The 20,692-nt window shown below is 70.5% G+C and carries 16 protein-coding genes; 13 read left to right on the top strand and 3 right to left on the bottom strand.

What is annotated here, in order from left to right; translation table 11 throughout:
- Nucleotides 1-3 precede the first annotated feature (3 nt).
- On the bottom strand, nucleotides 4-543 hold the full coding sequence (locus ACGFU7_RS27730; protein WP_393699194.1) for a cysteine dioxygenase: 540 nt from the start codon (nucleotides 541-543) through the stop codon (nucleotides 4-6).
- A 699-nt stretch (nucleotides 544-1,242) separates the two neighbouring features.
- On the opposite strand from ACGFU7_RS27730, the gene ACGFU7_RS27725 reads away from it, so the two are divergent.
- The 3 genes from ACGFU7_RS27725 (at nucleotide 1,243) to ACGFU7_RS27715 (ending at nucleotide 7,161) form a co-directional block, all read left to right on the top strand.
- Complete coding sequence (locus ACGFU7_RS27725) at nucleotides 1,243-1,506, top strand: WhiB family transcriptional regulator (RefSeq protein ID WP_030927001.1); 264 nt, start codon at nucleotides 1,243-1,245, stop codon at nucleotides 1,504-1,506.
- A gap of 307 nt (nucleotides 1,507-1,813) precedes the next feature.
- The gene (locus tag ACGFU7_RS27720; RefSeq protein WP_393699192.1) at nucleotides 1,814-5,629 is read left to right on the top strand and encodes a glycosyltransferase; all 3,816 of its coding nucleotides are present in this window, start codon (nucleotides 1,814-1,816) and stop codon (nucleotides 5,627-5,629) included.
- Nucleotides 5,626-7,161, top strand: coding sequence for a DUF5719 family protein (locus ACGFU7_RS27715; protein ID WP_393699191.1), 1,536 nt, complete (start codon nucleotides 5,626-5,628; stop codon nucleotides 7,159-7,161). The genes ACGFU7_RS27720 and ACGFU7_RS27715 overlap by 4 nt, the downstream gene beginning before the upstream one ends.
- A 45-nt stretch (nucleotides 7,162-7,206) precedes the next feature.
- Here the strand turns inward: ACGFU7_RS27715 and ACGFU7_RS27710 are convergent, their stop codons facing one another.
- On the bottom strand, nucleotides 7,207-7,635 hold the full coding sequence (locus ACGFU7_RS27710; protein ID WP_393699361.1) for a metallopeptidase family protein: 429 nt from the start codon (nucleotides 7,633-7,635) through the stop codon (nucleotides 7,207-7,209).
- Between the two features lie 322 nt (nucleotides 7,636-7,957).
- On the opposite strand from ACGFU7_RS27710, the gene ACGFU7_RS27705 reads away from it, so the two are divergent.
- From ACGFU7_RS27705 to ACGFU7_RS27665, 9 genes are all read left to right on the top strand, one after another.
- Nucleotides 7,958-8,335 carry a DUF3499 domain-containing protein gene (locus tag ACGFU7_RS27705; protein WP_393699189.1) on the top strand — a complete coding sequence of 126 codons (378 nt, stop codon included), beginning with the start codon at nucleotides 7,958-7,960 and terminating at the stop codon, nucleotides 8,333-8,335.
- Nucleotides 8,336-8,482: 147 nt separating this feature from the next.
- Nucleotides 8,483-10,099: an L-lactate permease gene (locus ACGFU7_RS27700; RefSeq protein WP_393699188.1), complete on the top strand. Its 1,617-nt coding sequence runs from the start codon at nucleotides 8,483-8,485 to the stop codon at nucleotides 10,097-10,099.
- Between the two features lie 118 nt (nucleotides 10,100-10,217).
- Complete coding sequence (locus tag ACGFU7_RS27695) at nucleotides 10,218-11,585, top strand: phosphomannomutase/phosphoglucomutase (RefSeq protein WP_393699186.1); 1,368 nt, start codon at nucleotides 10,218-10,220, stop codon at nucleotides 11,583-11,585.
- Between the two features lie 306 nt (nucleotides 11,586-11,891).
- Nucleotides 11,892-12,074 carry a Trm112 family protein gene (locus ACGFU7_RS27690; RefSeq protein ID WP_030927015.1) on the top strand — a complete coding sequence of 61 codons (183 nt, stop codon included), beginning with the start codon at nucleotides 11,892-11,894 and terminating at the stop codon, nucleotides 12,072-12,074.
- Nucleotides 12,075-12,130: 56 nt separating this feature from the next.
- Complete coding sequence (locus ACGFU7_RS27685) at nucleotides 12,131-13,267, top strand: SIS domain-containing protein (RefSeq protein WP_393699184.1); 1,137 nt, start codon at nucleotides 12,131-12,133, stop codon at nucleotides 13,265-13,267.
- Nucleotides 13,268-13,353: 86 nt separating this feature from the next.
- Nucleotides 13,354-14,535 (top strand): mannose-6-phosphate isomerase, class I, encoded by a 1,182-nt coding sequence (manA, locus tag ACGFU7_RS27680; protein ID WP_393699182.1) that lies wholly within the window; start codon nucleotides 13,354-13,356, stop codon nucleotides 14,533-14,535.
- Nucleotides 14,536-14,622: 87 nt separating this feature from the next.
- Nucleotides 14,623-15,666, top strand: coding sequence for a cation diffusion facilitator family transporter (locus tag ACGFU7_RS27675; protein WP_393699180.1), 1,044 nt, complete (start codon nucleotides 14,623-14,625; stop codon nucleotides 15,664-15,666).
- 297 nt (nucleotides 15,667-15,963) lie between these two features.
- Nucleotides 15,964-17,421, top strand: a complete 1,458-nt coding sequence (gene ahcY, locus ACGFU7_RS27670; protein ID WP_393699178.1) for an adenosylhomocysteinase — start codon at nucleotides 15,964-15,966, stop codon at nucleotides 17,419-17,421.
- A gap of 163 nt (nucleotides 17,422-17,584) precedes the next feature.
- Nucleotides 17,585-18,196 carry a hypothetical protein gene (locus ACGFU7_RS27665; RefSeq protein WP_393699176.1) on the top strand — a complete coding sequence of 204 codons (612 nt, stop codon included), beginning with the start codon at nucleotides 17,585-17,587 and terminating at the stop codon, nucleotides 18,194-18,196.
- Here ACGFU7_RS27665 and ACGFU7_RS27660 read toward each other — a convergent pair.
- Nucleotides 18,193-19,122: an RDD family protein gene (locus ACGFU7_RS27660; RefSeq protein ID WP_393699174.1), complete on the bottom strand. Its 930-nt coding sequence runs from the start codon at nucleotides 19,120-19,122 to the stop codon at nucleotides 18,193-18,195. The genes ACGFU7_RS27665 and ACGFU7_RS27660 overlap by 4 nt on opposite strands.
- 120 nt (nucleotides 19,123-19,242) lie before the next feature.
- On the opposite strand from ACGFU7_RS27660, the gene ACGFU7_RS27655 reads away from it, so the two are divergent.
- Complete coding sequence (locus ACGFU7_RS27655) at nucleotides 19,243-20,250, top strand: stage II sporulation protein M (RefSeq protein ID WP_393699172.1); 1,008 nt, start codon at nucleotides 19,243-19,245, stop codon at nucleotides 20,248-20,250.
- Nucleotides 20,251-20,692 lie beyond the last annotated feature (442 nt).

Below are 20,692 nucleotides of genomic sequence, written 5' to 3'. Positions count from 1 at the left end.
TTGTCAGGCGGGTACGACATCCACAGCCGCCGGGGCGCATTGCGCCGCGTGCATCGGCATCTCGGTCAGACCCGGGTAGTAGATGTGCAGACTGACGGCCGGTTCGAGGGAGTCATTGACCACTTCGTGCACATAGCCGGGCGCGAAGACGCGCTGCGCGCCGGAGTCCAGCACCCGTGTCCCGCGTTCGGTGTGCTCGGTCAACCGGCCGTCCAGGACGGTCAGTACGCCGGAGGACGGACCGTGGTCGTGGCGTCCGCTGCCCTGGCCGGGCACCCAGCTGAGCAGCCAGACCTCGTAACCAAGTGGGGTCTCCCCTGCTTGAGCGGAGCCGAGAGATTGGGGAACGGTGCGCAGCCGGTGGTACCAGCGGGTGGTGGTGTCGTACCGGACGAGCGGCGCCCACTGGGCGCGGTCGGCGGCGATGCTGCGGGCGAGTCCGACGAACTCGGCCACGGTGGAGGGGTGCTCGCGGGCCGGCTTGAGGAGGTGCTGGACCTCAAGGATGTCGCCGGCGATCTGAAGGTCGCTGTCGCTGTTCATGGAAACGGTGGTTCCTCGGCATGGGGGGTGCATGTGCGGGGTGTCTCGGAGACCGGAGAGCCGCGGAAGGGCAGAGAAGAAGCTCTACGGAGACGCTCTGCGAGAAGCTCTGCAAAGAGGAGCTGGATCAGAGCCGGTGCCTTGTGGCATCAACAGCTGTGACAGCTGGAACAGCAACAGCGCGCCTGGACAGCGGTGCGGAACCCACGGACGTGGGTGGCGTACATCGCTGCGGTCGCTGGCATGCAATCAAGGAGACCGGCTCGATCCTCAGCTGTCAACCCAGTGCCCGATTTGGGGGTAATGTTTCACCTCATCCGGTTACTGGAGGCAGAGAAAGGTTTGTGCAGCCATCGGGGCGGAGATGTGGCGCATCAACCGCGTCCGTAAACGCCGTTGGAGCCTCGTGACCCGACTGTGATCTTGATCGCTTCGGTGATCGAATCGAAACATGAAGGTGGCCCCGGTCGTCTCACTCGGTGAGAGGGGCGGCGCGGTGAGGCCCATGGCATATGTCAGGTTTTTGGTGATTTGCACACTTTCCGCATACCCTTGGTTCCGCAGAGTGAATACCGGGGCCAATAGCAGATCTTCGCTTGACTGGCCTGGAGCTACACACTTGTAATTTCACTCGTGTCGTTCGGCCGCAATCAGTAACGGCTGCATCACGGGGACGCAAGAGACAGACGAGGGGCGCACATGACCGAGCTGTTCCAGCAACTGCTGGTCGAGGACGCGGACGAGGAACTCGGCTGGCAGGAGCGCGCACTGTGCGCCCAGACCGATCCCGAGTCCTTCTTCCCCGAGAAGGGCGGATCCACCCGCGAGGCCAAGAAGGTCTGTCTCGCCTGTGAAGTCCGCTCCGAATGCCTTGAGTACGCGCTTTCCAATGATGAACGCTTCGGAATCTGGGGCGGCCTTTCGGAACGTGAACGGCGCCGCCTGAAGAAGGCCGCTGTCTGACCGCGGACCACCGGAACAACTGAAACACCGCGCACGAAGCGCGCACCGGCCGCCCACCGGACCGCGACCGACCATGGCCCGTCGCCTGCACCCCCCTGCAGGCGACGGGCCATCGCTGTGCCCGCCGCCGCTCCACCACCGCCCCCGTCGCCGCCCTCGTTCAACCGCTCGGCGGCACCGCGGTTATCCGTACCGTTAGTGTGGGGCCCCGTCCGAGACGCGCCAACGCCCCGACGGAGCGCGCGTGTACACCGATGCAGCCCCCGGGGGGACGCCCCCCGGACCCGGCCGGAGGGCCCGTACCTCGATGTCCGTGCACAGCCAATCGACGGCGCCGTACGCGGCTGCCGCCGCCCCAGAGTTCCCCCGGCATGTCGTCACCGCCGTGCTCGTCTCCCACGACGGCGCACGCTGGCTGCCCGACGCGCTCGCCGGGCTGCTCGGGCAGGAACGTCCCGTACAGAACGCCGTCGCCGCCGACACCGGCAGCGCCGACGACTCCGCGCGCCTGGTCACCGAGGCGCTCGGCGCCGAACGCGTCCTGCATCTCGCGCGCCGTACGAGCTTCGGCACCGCCGTCGACGAGGCGACCCGCACGGCCGGCGTCCTCACCCCCGAGGACCTGCCGTACCTGAAGCGCCCCAGCAGCTGGGATCCCGTCAACAGGACCTGGCGCGACGACGCCTACGACCTGCCCGAACTGCCGCACGGCGAACCGGTGCAGTGGCTCTGGCTGCTCCACGACGACTGCGCACCCGAGCCCGACGCGCTCGCCGAGCTGCTGCGCGTCGTCGAAGCCGACCCGCACGCAGCGATCGTCGGCCCCAAGCTCCGCGGCTGGTACGACCGCAAGCAGCTGCTCGAAGTCGGCGTCTCCATCGCCAACAGCGGTCGCCGCTGGACCGGACTCGACCGGCGCGAGCAGGACCAGGGCCAGCACGACCAGGTCCGTACCGTGCTCTCCGTCTCCACTGCGGGCATGCTGATCCGCCGTGACGTCTGGGAGGAGCTCGGCGGGTTCGACCGCAGGCTCCCGCTGATGCGTGACGACGTCGACCTGTGCTGGCGCGCGCACACCGCCGGACACCGGGTGCTCGTCGCCCCCGACGCCATCCTCAGACACGCCGAGGCCTCCGCCCGCGAGCGTCGCCCCATCGACTGCGCAGGACGCTTCGTCGCCTCCCCGCACCGCGTCGACAAGGCCGGCGCCGTCTACACGATGCTGGTCAACGCACACGCCAAGGCCCTGCCCTGGGTGATGCTCCGGCTCGTCCTCGGCACTCTGCTGCGTACCCTCGCCTATCTCGTCGGCAAGGTGCCAGGCCAGGCCCTCGACGAGGTCGCCGGGCTCTTCGGCACCCTGCTGCGCCCCGGACGGATCCTCTCGGCCCGGCGCAGCCGCGGAAAGGGCGCCGTCGACCCGGCCGAACTGCGCGGCCTCTTCCCGCCGCCCGGCGCCACCGTCCGAGCCACCGTCGAGCAGGTCGCCGGAAACTTCGGCAGTGGTTCCGACGCCGACTCGGGCGGCTCACGGCACGGCGTCGTGGAGTCCGGTCCCGGCGGTGACGACGCCGACTTCCTGGAGATCGAGCAGTTCGCGCGGCTGAAGCGGATCGGGCGCAAGCCGGGTCCGGTGCTCTTTGCCGTCCTGCTGTTCGTCTCGCTCGTCGCCTGCCGCGGCCTGCTCGGCGGCGGAGCGCTGGCGGGCGGCGCACTGCTGCCCGCGCCCGCCGACGTCTTTGACCTGTGGGGCAAGTACGCGGACGGCTGGCACGCGGTCGGTACCGGCGGCACACAGACCGCACCGCCCTACCTCGCCGTGATCTCGGCCCTGTCCGCGCTGTTCCTCGGCTCGACCGGCTTCGCACTCACGCTGCTGCTGGTCTGCTCGGTCCCGCTCGCCGGACTCACCGCGTACTTCGTCTCCCGGCCGCTGCTCGAATCAAGGCTGCTGCGGGCCTGGGCGAGCATCGCGTACGCCTTCCTGCCCGCCGCGACCGGCGCCCTGGCGACGGGCCGCCTCGGCACCGCCGTACTGGCCGTCCTACTCCCGCTGATCGCCCGCGCCGCCGTCTCCGCGCACGGCATACGCGCCGGCGGCGACGCACGCGGCAGCTGGCGCGCCACCTGGGCGTACACCCTGCTCCTCACCTTCGCGATGGCCTTCACACCCATCGTCTGGCCGCTCGCCGTGGTCCTCGGCATCGGTGTGCTGGCACTGCGCCGCGACGACATCGCCGCGTACGGGCTCCGCTTCCTCGCCGCGATCGGCACCCCGCTGCTCGTTCTCGCGCCCTGGTCGCTCTCGCTCCTCACCAGCCCGTCCGGCTTCCTGAAGGAGGCGGGCCTGGAGTTCGGTACGGGCACGGCCTCCGCACTCGACCTGCTCGGCATCAGCCCCGGCGGCCCGAAGGCCGCGGGCGGCGTGCTGCTGCTCGGCATCGTGTTCGCCGCGCTGGCGGCGCTGCTGCGCGGGGAGCGGCAGTTCGCGGTACGCACCGCGTGGGCCGTCGCGCTCGTGGCGCTGGTCTTCGCCGCTCTCGCCAACGGTTCGGGATGGGCGGGCCCCGCCACCCTCGTCTACGGCATCGCGCTGATCGTCGCCGCGCTGGTCGGCGCGGACGGTGCTCGGGTACGCGTCGCCGAGCTCAGCTTCGGCTGGCGCCAGCCCGTCGCCGCACTGATCGCCCTCGCCGCGGGCCTCGCCCCGGTGCTGGCCGCCGCGGGCTGGATGATCGGCGGCGCCGCGGGCCCGCTGGAGCGCCGTGACCCGGTGCAGGTGCCCGCGTTCGTCGCGGAGGAGAGTGCCACCCGCGACCAGCCGCGCACCCTGGTCCTCGGCGGCACATCGCCCGCCGCCGTCTCGTACACCCTGGTACGCGGCTCCGGCGCGCGGCTCGGTGACGCGGAACTGGCCGAGGCGGGCGGCAGCAACAGCCACCTCGACAAGGTCGTCGCCAATCTGGTCGCGGGCTCCGGCGCCGACCAGGGCAGCCAGCTCAGCGGATTCGCGATCCGTTACGTACTGGTGCGGGACGGCGCTCCGAAGGAGATGAGCCGGGTCCTCGACGCGACCCCGGGCCTCAGCCGGCTGAGCCAGCTGGACGGCAGCGCGCTGTGGCGGGTCGACCGGCAGGTCGCCCGCGTCATGATCATCCCGTCCGGCGCCGACGACGAACCGCTGCCCGTGGGCTCCCTCCCCATCGAGGCGCACACCAGGATTCCGGCAGGCGGCTCCGGTCGGGTGCTGCGGATCGCCGACGCCGCCGACCCGGGCTGGGAGGCCACGCTCAACGGGCGCGCCCTGACCCGGAAGACCGTCGACGGCTGGGCCCAGGGCTTCGAGCTCCCCGCCGAGGGCGGCACGCTGGACCTCACGTACAACACCCCGCTCACCCACACCGCCTGGATCTGGGCCCAGGCCGCGCTGGCCTTGGTCCTGGTGGTCCTCGCCCTGCCCGGCCGCCGCCGGGAGATCGACGACGACCTGCCCGAGGAGGCCATGCCGGTTCCCGCGGAACCGGTTGCGGGCGAGGGACGCCGGGCACGCAGGCTGCGCGCGGCCGCCCAGGCGGAGGCGGAGGCCGAGTCGGAGCAGGCCGGGAGCGCCGAGGAGGCGGTGGGGGAGTACATCCCCGCACAGCAGACGGCCGAAGCGCATCCGCAGCAGGCCGACGGCCAGGACGTGTTCGCCCCGCAGGCCGACGGCCAGGACGTGTTCGCCCCGCAGACCGACAGCGGTCAGTACGCGGCGGTGCCGCAGCAGCAGTACGGCGAATGGGACGCGCAGCAGTACCAGGACGCCGACTACCAGCAGTACCAGGGCGAGCAGTACCAGGACGGCCAGTACGGCACGCAGCAGGAGCACCAGGCGACCGCCGACCCGTACCAGCAGAACGCCTACGACCCGTACGGCTACACGCAGCAGCAGTACGACCCGCAGGCCCAGTACGCCCCGCAGCCACCGCAGTACGACCCGCAGGTTCCGTACGACCCCCAGGCCCACTACGGCCAACAGGGCGGCCAACAGGGCCAGTACGACCCGCACAACCCCGACGAGAACCCCGCCCCGGGCCAGAACCCGTGGCCGACCGGTAACGCATCGCGAGGCGAGTCCGAGTGAAGTCCACCAGCCTGTCCCTCATCGCGGGCACCGTCGCCCTCGCAGCCGTCACCGGATTCGCCGCGCTCACCGCGCCCGGCGACGGGGGCACGACGGAGGCGAAGGCCGCCTCCCGGCTGCCGGTGGAACGGTCCAGCCTGCTCTGCCCCGCGCCCGGTCTCTCGGAACTCGCGGAGACGACGTACACGTCCTTCACCCCGGCCGGCGGCAGTGGCGGCGAGGCCGGTACGGCCGAACTGAAGCAGTCCACGTCCACGACGGCCGACGACACCACGGACGAGGACGGCAGCAAGGACAAGAAGGACAAGGAAAACAAGAAGAAGGCGGATTCCGGAAAGCCGGTCGTCTCCCTCAAGGAGCCCGGCAAACCGGCCACCGCCGACGCGTCCGGCGCCGACGCCCCCGCACTGGTCGGCACCGCCACCGGCCGCCTGGCCCCCGGCTGGACCACCCAGCAGACCACCACGGTCGAGGCGGGCGGCTCCCGCGGCCTGCTCGGCGTCAGCTGCACCGGGCCCGACACGGACTTCTGGTTCCCGGCCGCGAGCACCGCGAAGTCCCGCGAGGACTACGTCCACCTCACCAACCCGGATGACACCGCCGCCGTCGCCGACATCGAGCTGTACGGTCCGGACGGCACCCTCAAGTCCGATGTGGGCGAGGGCATCACGGTGCCCGCCCGGTCCAGCGTCCCGGTCCTGATCTCCACGCTGACCAGCGAGGTGGCCGAGGATGTGACCGTCCACGTCACCACCCGTACCGGACGCGTCGGCGCGGTCGTCAGGACCGCGGACGAGGAGACCGGCAGCGACTGGCTGGCCGCCTCGGCCGACCCGGCGGGCACCTTGGTGCTCCCCGGCATCCCGGCGGACGCCACCTCGGTGCGCCTGGTCGCCTTCGCACCCGGCGACGACGATGCCGATCTGACGGTCAAACTGCTCGGCAAGAACGGCGCGATCTCCCCGGCCGGACACGAGGACCTCCACGTCAAGTCGGGGATGACCGCGGGCGTCGACCTGAAGGACATCACCAGGGGCGAAGCCGGCTCCCTGCTGCTCACCCCGGCCCAGGGCGGCAAGGGCACTCCGGTGGTGGCCGCGCTGCGCGTGGTCCGCGGCAAGGGCGACGGGCAGGAGGTCGGTTACATCCCGGCGACCGGCCCGGTGGGCGCACAGGCGACCGCGGCCGACAACCGGGCCAAGGGCTCCACCCTCTCGCTCACCGCGCCGGGCGCCACAGCCACCGTGAAGGTCACCGCCTCCGCGGGCAGCGAGGGCGGCGAACAGACCGTCAAGACGTACACGGTCAAGGGCGGCACGACGCTCGCGGTCACCCCGCCCGTACCGTCCGGGCTCAAGGGCAGCTACGCGCTGACGGTCCAGACGCAGTCGGGCGGCCCGGTCCACGCCGCACGCACGCTCGCCCTGCCGCAGGACGGCATCCAGATGTTCACCGTGCAGACCCTGCCGGACGACGACGGAACGGTCGAGGTGCCCGCGGCCGAGCAGGACCTGTCGGTCCTGGACGACTGAGCGGGCGGCACGGGCGGGGCCGGTCGTCCGCCGGGGCGACCGGCCCTACTCCTGTCCGTACCGCGGATCGACCGACTCGGGCGAAAGACCGAGCAGGTCCGCGACCTGCTCCACCACGACCTCGTGCACCAGCAGGGCGCGCTCGTCGCGGTTCTTGGTGCGGATCTCGACGGGCCGCCGGTAGATGACGATCTGCGCGGGCCGGTCCTTCTCCGCGGAGACCGCATGCCCCAGCGGTACGGTCTCCTCCTGCGTCCCTGGCACATCGAGCACCATGAAGTCGACATCGGCCAGCTGCGGCCAGCGCCGCTCCAGCCGTTCCACCGAGTCCTGCACGAGATCACGGAAGTTCTCCGCCCTGCTGGCCGAGAGCGGCACCTGGGGCGGGGCGACGGGCCCGCGCATGCCGCGGCCATGGCGGTCACGACGGTGTGGGCGCGGCTCGGACGGGTGGGGAGGTACGGGACTGTCCATCACTGACGCAGGGTAACTCTCCGCGGGGCAGGCGGATCGCTGTTCCCTGACAGGGCGTCGGTATGTCCAATCCTGAACAATCCGGCCAAACAGGAGCCCGTTTCAGGCCCCGCTCCTGACCATTGATCTCCTGCTGAATGACAGCTTTTGTGCCGAGTGGTGACCGGAATCGTTGCCGGTACGGACTGCGCTTCCGGGTTCCTGCGCAGGTCAGAAGGACTGCCCGGCAGGCGGTTGTGCCGGAGGTCGCAGGGCGACACGGTGGGGTGACCTGAGGGAGAGTCGTCGCAGCCCGCTCAAGAGTGCGGTACCGTCCAACATCGTGAGCCCTGTACGTCGCTGTTCGCGCACCGCGTGCGGCCGCCCTGCCGTCGCGACACTGACGTACGTCTATGCCGACTCGACTGCGGTCCTCGGCCCGCTCGCCACCTACGCCGAGCCCCACTGCTACGACCTCTGTGCCGAGCACAGTGAGCGGCTGACCGCACCACGTGGCTGGGAGGTCGTCAGGCTTTCCGACCCCTCCGCTCCTACGCGCCCCAGCGGCGACGACCTCGAAGCGCTTGCCAATGCCGTACGGGAAGCGGCGCGGCCGCATGACCGTGGCGCCGACGGCAGGGGTGGCGGCCCGCAGGCCGCGAACCCGATGGGGGTCGCGCGCCGCGGCCATCTGCGGGTGCTGCGCTCACCGGACTCCTGAGTACGGCGTGCCGCTCGGTGCGCCCCGCTCGTGATTTCCCGTTCAAGTTTTCGCGTACAGGTCATTGACCGAAACTTGTCGTGGACACGACTATCTCTTCACTCGTGAGAAACAGCTTTCCGCATCACGGAATCCGGGGAGGCCTGTGTGTTTGTCCAGCAACTCGAACCCGTAGCCGATTCGCTCGCCCTGTCCGCTCTGGTCGCGGCCCTTCCCCTGGTCACCGTGCTGGTGCTGCTCGGGGCGGTCCGGATGCGGGCGCACCGCGCCGGACTCATCGGCCTCGCCGTCGCGGTCGCCGTCGGCTCGCTCGCGTACGGCATGCCCCTCGGCCAGATCCTCTCCGCGGGCGCCCAGGGCGTACTCTTCGGGCTCTTCCCCATCATGTGGATCGTCGTCAACGCCCTCTGGGTGTACCGGATGACGGTGCGTACCCAGCACTTCGACATCCTCCGTCGCTCCTTCGGCAGGCTCTCCGACGACCCTCGCATCCAGGCGCTGGTCATCGCCTTCTGCTTCGGCGCGCTCCTCGAAGCTCTCGCCGGATTCGGTGCGCCCGTCGCGATCTCCTCTGTGATGCTGGTGGCGCTCGGCTTCGACCCGGTGAAGGCGGCCGTCGTCTCGCTCGTGGCCAACACTGCACCGGTCGCGTTCGGCGCCATGGGCACCCCCGTGGTGACGCTCGCCCAGATCACCGGTTTGCCACTGGACGACGTCGCCTCGGTCGTAGGCCGCCAGACCCCACTTCTCGCCCTCGTCGTACCGCTGATCCTGGTCTTCCTGGTGGACGGAAGGCGCGGACTGCGCGAGACCTGGCTGCCCGCGCTCGTCTGCGGAGTCGCCTTCGCCGTGGCCCAGTTCGCCGTGTCCAACTACGTCTCCGCCCAACTCGCGGACATCGCCGCCGCGCTCGTGGGCGCGGCAGCGCTGATGGCCGTCCCCGGGGCACGCAGGCCGGCCGAGGAACCGGTGCGTACGGCAGTCCTGACGGGCGTACGGAGCGAGGACCTCGACCACGAGGACCCGCGCCGCGAAATGCTGCGCGCCTACGCCCCGTACGCCCTCATCGTCGCCGTCTTCTCCGTCGCCCAGATCCCGCCGGTCAAGGAGTTGCTGGCCGAGGCGACCCGGGTCTTCGACTGGCCCTTCCTCGATGTTGCGAACCCGGCGGGCAAACCGGTCGGTGCCAACCTCTTCACGCTCCCGGTCATCGCCACCGGCGGCACCCTCGTCCTGCTGGCCGGCCTGGTCACCGCCGTCGTGCTCGGCGTACGGCCCCGGGAGGCGGCGCGCGAGTGGGCGGGCACGGTGCATGAACTGCGGTACGCGATCCTCACCGTGACCTCCGTACTGGCACTCGCGTACGTCATGAACCTCTCCGGGCAGGCCGGCACGATCGGACAGTTCGTGGCCGCGGCAGGCGCCGGGCTGGCCTTCCTCTCGCCGGTGCTGGGCTGGTTCGGCGTCGCGGTCTCCGGCTCCGACACCTCCGCGAACGCCCTCTTCGGCGCACTCCAGGTCTCGGCAGCACGCGAATCAGGCCTCTCGCCGGAGCTGCTCGCCGCGGCGAACAGCTCCGGCGGGGTGCTCGGCAAGATGATCTCCCCACAGAACCTGACGATCGCGTGCGCGGCGGTCGGCCTGGCCGGACGCGAGGGGGACCTGCTGCGCAAGGTGCTGCCGTGGAGTTTGGGACTGCTGCTTGTGATGTGCCTGATCGTGCTGGCACAGAGCACGACGGTGCTGGGCTGGATGCTGCCCTGAGCGGCCGGCACCCAACCCCGCCTTCCCGCCGCACCGCACCACCTCAAGACCCCGCGGTCCGCCTGAACGGCCGCCGGGTAGTTTGGGCGGTCCGAAGAAATCTCAGGAGGACCGGCCCGTGGCTGCTGATCTGTCGCAGATCGTCAAGGCGTACGACGTGCGCGGAGTGGTACCCGACCAGTGGGACGAATCGCTGGCCGAGCAGTTCGGGGCGGCGTTCGTCGAGGTGACGGGCGCGGACGCGATCGTGATCGGCCACGACATGCGGCCCTCGTCGCCCAGCCTCTCCGGAGCCTTCGCACGCGGCGCCGTGGCGCGCGGCGCGGACGTCACACTGATCGGCCTCTGCTCGACCGACCAGCTGTACTTCGCCTCCGGCAGCCTCGGCCTCCCCGGCGCGATGTTCACCGCTTCGCACAACCCGGCGCAGTACAACGGCATCAAGCTCTGCCGGGCGGGCGCCGCACCCGTGGGCCAGGACACCGGGCTCTTCGAGATCCGCGCCCTGGTCGAGAAGTGGTCCGAGACCGGCGTGCCGCAACCGGCCGCCACCCCCGGCACCGTCACCGAGCGCGACACCCTCACCGACTACGCGGCCCACCTGCTGTCCCTGGTCGACCTGTCCGCGGTCCGCCCGCTGAAGGTCGTGGTCGACGCGGGCAACGGCATGGGCGGCCACACCGTCCCCACCGTTTTCGCGGACCTCCCGGTCGACCTCGTGCCGATGTACTTCGAGCTCGACGGCACGTTCCCCCATCACGAGGCCAACCCCCTCGACCCGAAGAACCTCGTCGATCTCCAGGCGCGCGTCGTGACCGAGGGCGCCGACCTGGGCCTCGCCTTCGACGGCGACGCCGACCGCTGCTTCGTCGTCGACGAGCGGGGCGTGGGCGTCTCCCCGTCCGCGATCACCGCCCTGGTCGCGGCCCGGGAACTCGCCCGCAACGGCGGCAAGGGCACCGTCATCCACAACCTGATCACGTCCCTCTCGGTCCCCGAGGTCGTCCGCGAGAACGGCGGCACGCCGGTCCGTACCCGCGTGGGCCACTCCTTCATCAAGGCGGAGATGGCCGAACACGGCGCGATCTTCGGCGGCGAACACTCCGCGCACTACTACTTCCGCGACTTCTGGAACGCCGATACGGGCATGCTCGCCGCACTCCACGTCCTGGCCGCGCTGGGCGGCCAGCCGGGCACACTGTCGGAACTGGTTGCCCAGTACGACCGCTACGCCGGATCCGGCGAGATCAACTCCACGGTCGCCGACCAGCCGGGCCGCACGGCAGCGGTACGTGAATCCTTCGCCCCCCGCGACGGCGTCACGACCGACGACCTGGACGGTCTGACGGTCACGGGCCCGGACTGGTGGTTCAACCTCCGGGCCTCCAACACGGAACCCCTGCTGCGCCTGAACGTCGAGGCCCGCGACGAGCAGACGATGACGGCGGTACGGGACGAGGTGCTGGCACTGGTCCGGGCCTCGTAGGGCAATATCAGCCCGTCCGGCACCTCCAGCCCGTCCGGCGGTTGAGGACATTTTCAGCCTCGCCGGCGTTTGAGGCGCGGGGTCCGGGGCAGCACCCCGCGTACACCCCAGCCCCTCCGGCGCTTGAGGAGCGGGGCCTGGGGCAGCGCCCCGGCTTCGAGAAGGGGCGCGTAGGGGACAGTCCCGCCGCAGGCGCCCACCCCGCCCCTTGGCCCCGGCCGCGCCCCCCACCCCCCGGCGGTAGGCTGACGTCGCCCGATCCGCGCCCCCGAACCGCTTGTTCGAATGCTTGAAGGGACTCACCCCATGCCGCTCGAAGCCGGCCTTCTGGAGATCCTCGCCTGCCCGGCCTGTCACTCTCCGCTCGACGACCGGTCGGCAGCCGACAGCCCCGAGCTGGTCTGCACCGGCACGGATTGCGGGCTGGCCTACCCGGTACGGGACGGCATCCCCGTCCTCCTCGTCGACGAGGCCCGCCGCCCCGCGTAACGGCATCCGCGCCGCACCCCGCACGGTGATCAGCACGTGATCGGAGGACCGTCCCCATGCTCGACGAGTCGTTGCTCGACGCCCCGGAATCCCTGGCCCGAGCCGACCGCCGCGGCCTGCTCCGCGGCGCCGCCGAGGCCGGGGCCCGGGTCCGTACCGCCGCCCGGCACGCGGCGGAGGCCGGGATCGCCGCACTGAACCCGGAAGGCCGCCCCCGCGCCGTACTCGTCGCGGGCTCCGGTACCGCCGCGTCCGGCGTCGCCGACCTGATCACCGCCCTGGCAGGCGCCTCCGCGCCCGTCACCCGCATCCACCCCACCGGGGTCGCCCCCGCCGCGGGCGCGATGCGCTGGACGCTGCCCGGCTGGGCCGGCTCCGTGGACCTGCTGCTCATCGTCACGGCCGACGGTTCCGAGCCGGGCCTCTCCCTCCTCGCCGAACAGGCGTACCGCCGCGGCTGCAGCGTCGTCGCCGTCGCCCCCCGCCAGTCACCGTTGCGCGAGGCGATCGACGGCGCGCACGGACTCGTCGTACCGATGGCCTCCGCCCCGCACGGCGAGTACGACGCCGAGACGTCGGCCGCGGGCCCCGGCACGCTCTGGGCCCTGTTCACCCCGCTGCTCGTGCTGCTCGACCGGGTCGGCCTGGTCACCGCACCCGCCGAGGCGCTGCAGGGCGTTGCCGACCGCCTCGACCGCACTGCGGAACGCTGCGGTCCGGCCATCGCCACGTACAGCAACCCGGCCAAGACCCTCGCTGCCGAACTCGCCGACAGCCTGCCCCTCATCTGGACGGAGGGCGACGCCGCGGCCCCGGTCGGCCGCAGATTCGCCGCCGTCCTGGCCGAGCTGTCCGGCCGCCCGGCCCTCGCCGCCGAGCTCCCCGAGGCGCTTCCCGCCCACGGCGCGCTGCTGGCGGGCACATTCGCCGCCGGGGCCGACCCCGACGACTTCTTCCGCGACCGGGTCGACGAGCCGGAGCCCCTGCACGCCCGCGTCGTACTGCTCCGCGACCGTCCCACCGGCGGCCTGAGCGCCGGCCCCGCCGCCCGCGAACTGGCCCTCGGCCACGACACGGCGATCAGCGAACTCGAACCGGACGAGGGCACCGAGCTCGAAGCCCTCGCCGAACTCCTCGCGGTCACCGACTTCGCCGCCGTCTACCTGGCACTCGCGTCGGCAGCCCGCGCCTGACGGTCCGAGCACGCCCGCACCACACCCCCCCCGATAAGCCCCCCGATACGTCACTCCCGATCCACGCATCTCACAAGGACGAACTCATGGACCGGCTCTCCAACACCGTGCGCCCTTACGCCTGGGGCTCCACCACCGCCATCCCCGAGCTGCTCGGCATCGCCCCCACCGGCGAACCCCAGGCCGAGATGTGGATGGGCGCCCACCCCGGAGCCCCCTCCCGCCTCACCCGTGCAACCGGCACCGGAGAGGCCGCCCCCGAGCAGCCCCTCACCGACGTCATCGCCGCCGACCCGGAGCGCGAACTGGGCCGGCCCACCGTCGAAAAGTTCGGCCCCCGCCTGCCCTTCCTGCTCAAACTGCTCGCCGCGGGCGCCCCGCTCTCCCTCCAGGTCCACCCCGACCTCGCACAGGCCAAGCAGGGTTACGAGGACGAGCAGCGCCGATCCGTCCCGATCGACGCACCCCACCGCACGTACAAAGACGCCAACCACAAGCCCGAGCTGATCTGCGCGCTCACCCCCTTCGCTGGCCTGTGCGGCTTCCGCAGGCCCACCGAGGCGGCCGAGGCGATGGCGGCACTCGGCGTCGACTCCCTCAAGCCGTACGTCGACCTCCTCGGCGCCCACCCCGAAGAGGCAGCCCTGCGCGAGGTCCTCACCGCGATCCTCAGCGCCGACCCGGCTGAGATGGCCGAAACGGTGAACCGGGCGGCCGCTGCCGCCGAACGCCTCGGCGGTGCCCACGCCCCGTACGCCCGGATCGCCCACCACTTCCCCGGCGACCCCGGTGTCATTGCGGCGATGCTGCTGAATTACGTAGAACTCCAGCCCGGCGAAGCCCTGTTCCTCGGTGCGGGCGTCCCGCACGCCTACCTCGACGGCCTCGGCGTCGAGATCATGGCCAACTCGGACAATGTGCTGCGCTGCGGACTCACGCCCAAGCACATCGACGTACCCGAACTCCTGCGCATCGTCCGCTTCGAGGCGACCGACCCCGGCGTCCTGCGCCCCGAGGCGTCCCCGTCCGGCGAGGAGCTGTACGAGACGCCCGTGGACGAATTCCGGCTCTCGCGCTTCGACCTGTCGCCCGGCGCCGACCCCGTCGACCTGACCAGGGACACCCCGCAGATCCTGCTCTGCACCGCGGGCGCCCCGAAGGCGGGCACGCTCGGTCTCGCACCCGGGGCCTCGGTCTTCGTACCCTCCGGCGAGAAGGTCGAAGTGTCCGGTACGGGAACTCTGTTCCGCGCCACAGTGGTGGCCTGACGTACCGTCCGCACCAGCGGCTGCAACAATGTCCGGCCGTACCGCGGCGCCAGGGCCGCAGCACCGAAGAAGGGACACCAGGCACCCATGAGTGCGTCAGGCGGAACCAAGGCGATCGTGGCGGCACTCGGAGCCAACCTCGCGATCGCAGTGGCCAAATTCGTGGCGTTCCTGTTCAGTGGCTCGTCATCGATGCTCGCGGAGAGCGTCCACTCGCTCGCAGACTCGGGCAACCAGGGCCTGCTGCTGCTCGGCGGCAAGAAGGCCCAGCGCGAGGCCACCCCCCAGCACCCCTTCGGCTACGGCCGCGAGCGCTACATCTACGCCTTCCTCGTCTCCATCGTGCTGTTCTCGGTCGGTGGCATGTTCGCCGTGTACGAGGGCTACGAGAAGATCAAGCACCCGCACGAGATCGAGGCCTGGTACTGGCCGGTGGGTGTGCTCGTCTTCGCGATCATCGCCGAGAGCTTCTCCTTCCGTACGGCCATCAAGGAGTCCAACGAGACCCGCGGATCGCTCTCCTGGAAGGAGTTCATCCGCCGCGCGAAGGCCCCCGAACTCCCCGTCGTCCTCCTGGAGGACTTCGGCGCCCTGATCGGCCTGATCCTCGCCCTCGCCGGTGTCGGCCTGGCCATCGGGACCGGCAACGGCGTCTGGGACGGCATCGGCACCCTCTGCATCGGCGTCCTGCTGATCGTCATCGCGATCGTGCTGGCCGCCGAGACGAAGTCCCTGCTGCTCGGCGAGGCCGCCGGCACCGACCAGGTCGAGAAGATCAAGGCCGCGGTCGTCGACGGCGACACGGTCACCGGCGTCATCCACATGCGTACGCTCCACCTCGGCCCGGAAGAGCTGCTCGTCGCCGCCAAGATCGCGGTGCAGCACGACGACACAGCCACCGAAGTGGCCAATGCCATCAACGCCGCCGAGACCCGCATCCGCGCAGCCGTCCCGATCGCCCGGGTCATCTATCTGGAACCGGACATCTACAGCGAGGCCGCCGCCGCAGCCGGTACCAACCCCGGCAAGACCCAAGGTGGAGCCCCCGACACGACTGGCGACACCGCTCCCGGCACGACCTCGGACACCTCCGACGGAACCCCGGACACCCCGACGGCTTCCGGCCACTGACCCACCCACGTACACCTCTCCCAACCACCCCTCACAGACCCTCCCGCCGACCCCCGGTATGCCCGCCCCAGCCACTCCCACCGTGGGCGGGCTGGGAGCGACTGGGCCGATCGGTGTAGATTCGATGGCAGTGTCAGACGTCGCTGCTGATGGCGGTCGATCGGTCCGTATACGCGGACCGGCCGAGGGAGAGAGGGCCTCCGACGGACTGCGCTGCGAGCGCCCGGGCATTCGTGTGCCCGCCGCCGCAGAGCCAGCCGTGCCCACCTCGACACCCACCACGAGGAGCAGCCCGTTATGACGACGGTCGCCAATCGACAGGACTTCAAGGTCGCCGACCTCTCCCTCGCGGCCTTCGGCCGCAAGGAGATCACCCTCGCCGAGCACGAGATGCCCGGCCTGATGTCGATCCGCAAGGAGTACGCCGCCACGCAGCCGCTGGCCGGCGCCCGCATCACCGGTTCGCTGCACATGACCGTGCAGACAGCCGTGCTGATCGAGACCCTGGTCGCCCTCGGCGCCCAGGTCCGCTGGGCCTCCTGCAACATCTTCTCCACCCAGGACCACGCCGCCGCGGCCATCGCCGTCGGCCCGAACGGCACCCCGGACGCCCCCGCGGGCGTCCCGGTCTACGCCTGGAAGGGCGAGACGCTCGAAGAGTACTGGTGGTGCACGGAGCAGGCCCTGACCTGGCCGAACACCCCCACCGGCGGCCCGAACATGATCCTCGACGACGGTGGTGACGCCACCCTCCTCGTCCACAAGGGCGTCGAGTTCGAGAAGGCCGGAGCGGCCCCGGACCCGTCGACCGCGGACAGCGAGGAGTACGGCCACATCCTCACCCTGCTGAACCGCACCCTCGGCGAGTCCCCGCAGAAGTGGACCCAGCTGGCGTCCGAGATCCGCGGTGTCACCGAAGAGACCACGACCGGTGTGCACCGGCTGTACGAGATGCACCGCGACGGCACCCTCCTCTTCCCGGCGATCAACGTCAACGACGCCGTCACCAAGTCCAAGTTCGACAACAAGTACGGCTGCCGCCACTCCCTGATCGACGGCATCAACCGCGCCACCGACACCCTCATCGGCGGCAAGACCGTGGTCGTCTGCGGCTACGGCGATGTCGGCAAGGGCTGCGCGGAGTCGCTGCGCGGCCAGGGCGCCCGCGTGATCATCACCGAGATCGACCCGATCTGCGCGCTGCAGGCGGCGATGGACGGCTACCAGGTGACCACGCTCGACGAGGTCGTCGACAAGGCCGACATCTTCGTCACCACGACGGGCAACAAGGACATCATCATGGCCACCGACATGGCCAAGATGAAGCACCAGGCCATCATCGGGAACATCGGTCACTTCGACAACGAGATCGACATGGCCGGCCTGGCGAAGATCGACGGCATCGTCAAGGACGAGGTCAAGCCGCAGGTCCACACCTGGAAGTTCCCCGACGGCAAGGTCCTCATCGTGCTGTCCGAGGGCCGCCTGCTGAACCTGGGCAACGCCACCGGCCACCCCTCGTTCGTGATGTCCAACTCGTTCGCGGACCAGACCCTGGCCCAGATCGAGCTGTACACCAAGCCCGAGGAGTACCCGACCGACGTCTACGTGCTGCCCAAGCACCTGGACGAGAAGGTCGCCCGTCTCCACCTCGACGCGCTCGGCGTGAAGCTGACGACGCTCCGCCCCGAGCAGGCCGCCTACATCGGCGTCGAGACCGAAGGCCCGTACAAGCCCGACCACTACCGCTACTGATCCCGCCCGTCAGCGACCGCGCACATCACCACCGGTCAGTGACGACCGGCCGCTGACAGACGGAACAGCCTCAGCAGCAGCTACGAGCGCAGGCCCCCGCACCCCCGTGTCGGGGGCCTGCCCCGTACCGCACCGCTCAGCCCGAGGAACCTCGAAGGACCCCATGCCCCGCGGCCGATATTCGCTCCATGATCTTCACGATCACACCCTCCTCGGCGAAGAACACTTCCAGTGCGCCCCCGGCCCCTCCGGCTGGCGCTACGTCTCCCAGACCACCGCCCCTTCCGGCGACCACCTCGGCTCCGTCGACCTCACCCTCGACGAACTGGGCCGCCCCATCCGCCTCGAACTCCACGCCGCGAGCTGGCAGGTCCGCGGCGCCGCCCTGGAAGGCGTCACCTGGGTCCGTACCGACCCGACCGGCACTCATGCAACCGAAGGCAATGTGCGCGCCCACGCCTTCGCCGGCACATCCCCCGCATTCCTCATCGCGACCTCACGACTGCTGCGCCTCACCCCCGATTCCCCCGCGACCCGCGTCCGCCTGGTCGCCTTCACGGACCCGGTCCTCGCCCCCCGCACCGTCGACCAGTCCTGGGCCCTGATGAACAGTGAAGCGCACACCACTGACAACGGTCCTCTGACGGTGGACGAATACCAGGTCAGCGCCCTGGACACCGGTGAGCAGCACACCGTTCACATCGCCGGCGACGTCGTCCTCTCGGCCCCCGGGATCGAGCTCGAAGACCTGGAGTCCCCGCCCTCGCCTCGCTAGGCAGGCGGCGCGAACCCCGTCGCAGCAGGAGCCGCCCCGCCCTCCTCCACCACCGGGACCACGGGAGCACCCGCCCCCGAGCCCCCCACGGACGGCCCGGACCCCACCGCCGGCACAGAAGCATCAACCCCACTCGCCCCCGTGACCCCGCTCCCCGCCTGCGCAGCACCGTCCTGAGCAGCGACGAACACTCGCTGCGCATCCCGCGCCTGCCGCTCGTTCACCACCGCCGCCAGATACGCCCCTGCGGGCACCCCTTCGGGCACCGGAACCCCGGTCCGCGTCGCCAGCTCCCCGGCCAGCCGCTCCGCCATCGACCGGCCCACCTGCGCGTCGAGCTGATGCATCCGCGTCAGGTACTGCCGTATCGCCAGCCACAGACCGTCCGGCACCGCCGACAGATCCAGCCCCGCGAACCGTCCGACCAGCCACGGCGGCGGAGGCGGCACAGCAGCCGCTCGTCCCGCAGGCACCCGCTCCCGTACGACAAGCGTCCCCGCGAACACATCCCCGAGCCGCCGCCCCCGCGCCGACACCAGCGAAGCGATACAGGCGACAACCCCGAGCGTCATCAGAATCTCGACGACTCCCATGGCCCCGCGCACCAGTGCATGCCGGAAGCGGATCGGCCCCCCGTCGTCCCGGACCACCCGCAGCCCGCACGCCAGCTTCCCCAGGGAACGCCCATGGCTGAGCGTCTCCACCGCGATCGGCCCTCCGACCAGCACCAGCAGGAAGGCCGCGACGGATATCGCCGCGAGTGCCGCGTCATCCAGCGTCGCCGTCGCAATGGCCAGCCCGATCGACACCAGGACGAACGCCGCCCCCACCACGGCAAGATCGATGGCCAGCGCGAGCGCCCGGCTCGGCAATTTCGCCGGCCGCAGCCCCAGCACGACCGCGTCCCCGGTCACGAGCTCACTCATCGCCGCCCCATCCTTCGCCGATCTTCCCTGCCCCTCGGGACCTCAGTCTGCCAAGCTGACCCGCAGCGCGCCGCCGTAGTACGAACCCGTACGCACCCATGCCTGGAGCAGCAGCCGACCATGGACCTCGACGTCTTCGTGACCGCCCACCGCACCGAGTGGGACCGCCTGGACCGTCTCCTGCACCGCGGGCGCCGGCTCACCGGCGCGGAAGCCGACGAACTCGTCGAGCTCTACCAGCGCACGGCCACCCATCTCTCCCTCCTCCAGTCCAGCGCCCCGGACCCGATGCTCACCGCGCGCCTCACCCAGCTCGTGGCCCGTGCCCGATCCGTGGTCACGGGCACCCGCCGAGCGTCCTGGCGCGACGCCGCGCGCTTCCTGACCGCCGGTTTCCCCGCCGCGGTCTACCGATCCAGGCACTGGTGGATACCCACGGCCGTCCTCTCCACGCTGCTGGCCGCAGTCATCGGCTGGTGGATCGGCATGCATCCGGAAGTTCAGTCGGCCATCGCGGCTCCGGACGACCTCCGCCGCCTGACCAGCCCGGGCGGGGAGTACGAGACCTACTACTCCAGCCACCCGGCTGCATCGTTCGCCGCCCAGGTATGGACGAACAACGCCCAGGCCGCGGCCATGTGCCTGGTCCTGGGCGCTTTCCTCGGCATCCCGGTGATCTGGATCCTCTTCGTCAACGTGCTCAACCTCGGCGTCGGCATCGGTCTGATGTCCTCAGCCGGCCGGCTCGACACCTTTCTCGGGCTGGTCCTCCCGCACGGCCTGCTCGAACTCACCGCCGTTTTTGTCGCAGCAGGTACGGGTCTGCGCCTGGGTTGGACAGTCATCGATCCGGGCCCGCGCACCCGCCGCTCAGCCCTCGCCCAACAGGGCCGAGCCGCGATCGGCATGGCGATCGGCCTCGCCCTGGTCCTGTTTGTCTCGGGAGTCATCGAAGGCTTCGTCACCCCCTCCGATCTCCCGACCTGGGGGCGAATCACCATCGGCATCGCGGCCGAGCTGGCCTTCCTCGCGTACGTCTACATCCTGGGCGGCCGAGCAGCGCGAGCAGGCGACCGGGGCGACGTCGACCCCACGGAACGCAGCGCTGAGCTCCCGGTCGCTGCCTGATGTGCGTACGCCCCCGCTGACCTGCTAGTCTCCTGTTCGCCCCGAAAGACCGTTGACATGGTCGGCCAGGGGAGGTAGATTTTAACGGTTGCGTCGGACTGGACAGGTCCGATCCCAACAGTTAGTGTCTTCCTCGCTCCCACCGGAAATTGAATTTCCGCAGAGCCATTGATTCTCTTATTCCGAATCACGAGGCCGATTAACTCGGCTGAATGCTTCTGGTAAAGTCGAGTCAGCCGAAAGGCAAAGGCCACTCCGACGGCCATCAGAATTCAAATTCGGACCGGAAACGGAACGAAAAAGAATCTGGTAAGGTTGGAACCGCCGGAAAGGGAAACGCGAAAGCGAAGAACTGGAAAGCGCAGTAAAAATTCTCCTGCTCTGCAGGGGGCCCGCTTCGACCGGGAATCGGACACGAAAGAGTCTGATAGAGTCGGAAACG

It is taken from the genome of Streptomyces sp. NPDC048473, assembly GCF_043200155.1.
Classification (GTDB): Bacteria; Actinomycetota; Actinomycetes; order Streptomycetales; family Streptomycetaceae; genus Streptomyces.
The sequence above is the reverse complement of the archived record's forward strand: the minus strand, read 5'-3'. Positions and strand labels throughout refer to the sequence as shown.

Bases quoted from the DNA above. Each gene is read 5' to 3' on its own strand.
- ACGFU7_RS27730 (WP_393699194.1), bottom strand. From the start codon at position 543: ATGAACAGCGACAGCGACCTTCAGATCGCCGGCGACATCCTTGAGGTC.
- ACGFU7_RS27725 (WP_030927001.1), top strand. From the start codon at position 1,243: ATGACCGAGCTGTTCCAGCAACTGCTGGTCGAGGACGCGGACGAGGAA.
- ACGFU7_RS27720 (WP_393699192.1), top strand. From the start codon at position 1,814: ATGTCCGTGCACAGCCAATCGACGGCGCCGTACGCGGCTGCCGCCGCC.
- ACGFU7_RS27710 (WP_393699361.1), bottom strand. From the start codon at position 7,635: ATGGACAGTCCCGTACCTCCCCACCCGTCCGAGCCGCGCCCACACCGT.
- ACGFU7_RS27690 (WP_030927015.1), top strand. From the start codon at position 11,892: ATGCCGCTCGAAGCCGGCCTTCTGGAGATCCTCGCCTGCCCGGCCTGT.
- ACGFU7_RS27685 (WP_393699184.1), top strand. From the start codon at position 12,131: ATGCTCGACGAGTCGTTGCTCGACGCCCCGGAATCCCTGGCCCGAGCC.
- manA (WP_393699182.1), top strand. From the start codon at position 13,354: ATGGACCGGCTCTCCAACACCGTGCGCCCTTACGCCTGGGGCTCCACC.
- ACGFU7_RS27675 (WP_393699180.1), top strand. From the start codon at position 14,623: ATGAGTGCGTCAGGCGGAACCAAGGCGATCGTGGCGGCACTCGGAGCC.
- ahcY (WP_393699178.1), top strand. From the start codon at position 15,964: ATGACGACGGTCGCCAATCGACAGGACTTCAAGGTCGCCGACCTCTCC.
- ACGFU7_RS27665 (WP_393699176.1), top strand. From the start codon at position 17,585: ATGCCCCGCGGCCGATATTCGCTCCATGATCTTCACGATCACACCCTC.
- ACGFU7_RS27660 (WP_393699174.1), bottom strand. From the start codon at position 19,122: ATGAGTGAGCTCGTGACCGGGGACGCGGTCGTGCTGGGGCTGCGGCCG.
- ACGFU7_RS27655 (WP_393699172.1), top strand. From the start codon at position 19,243: ATGGACCTCGACGTCTTCGTGACCGCCCACCGCACCGAGTGGGACCGC.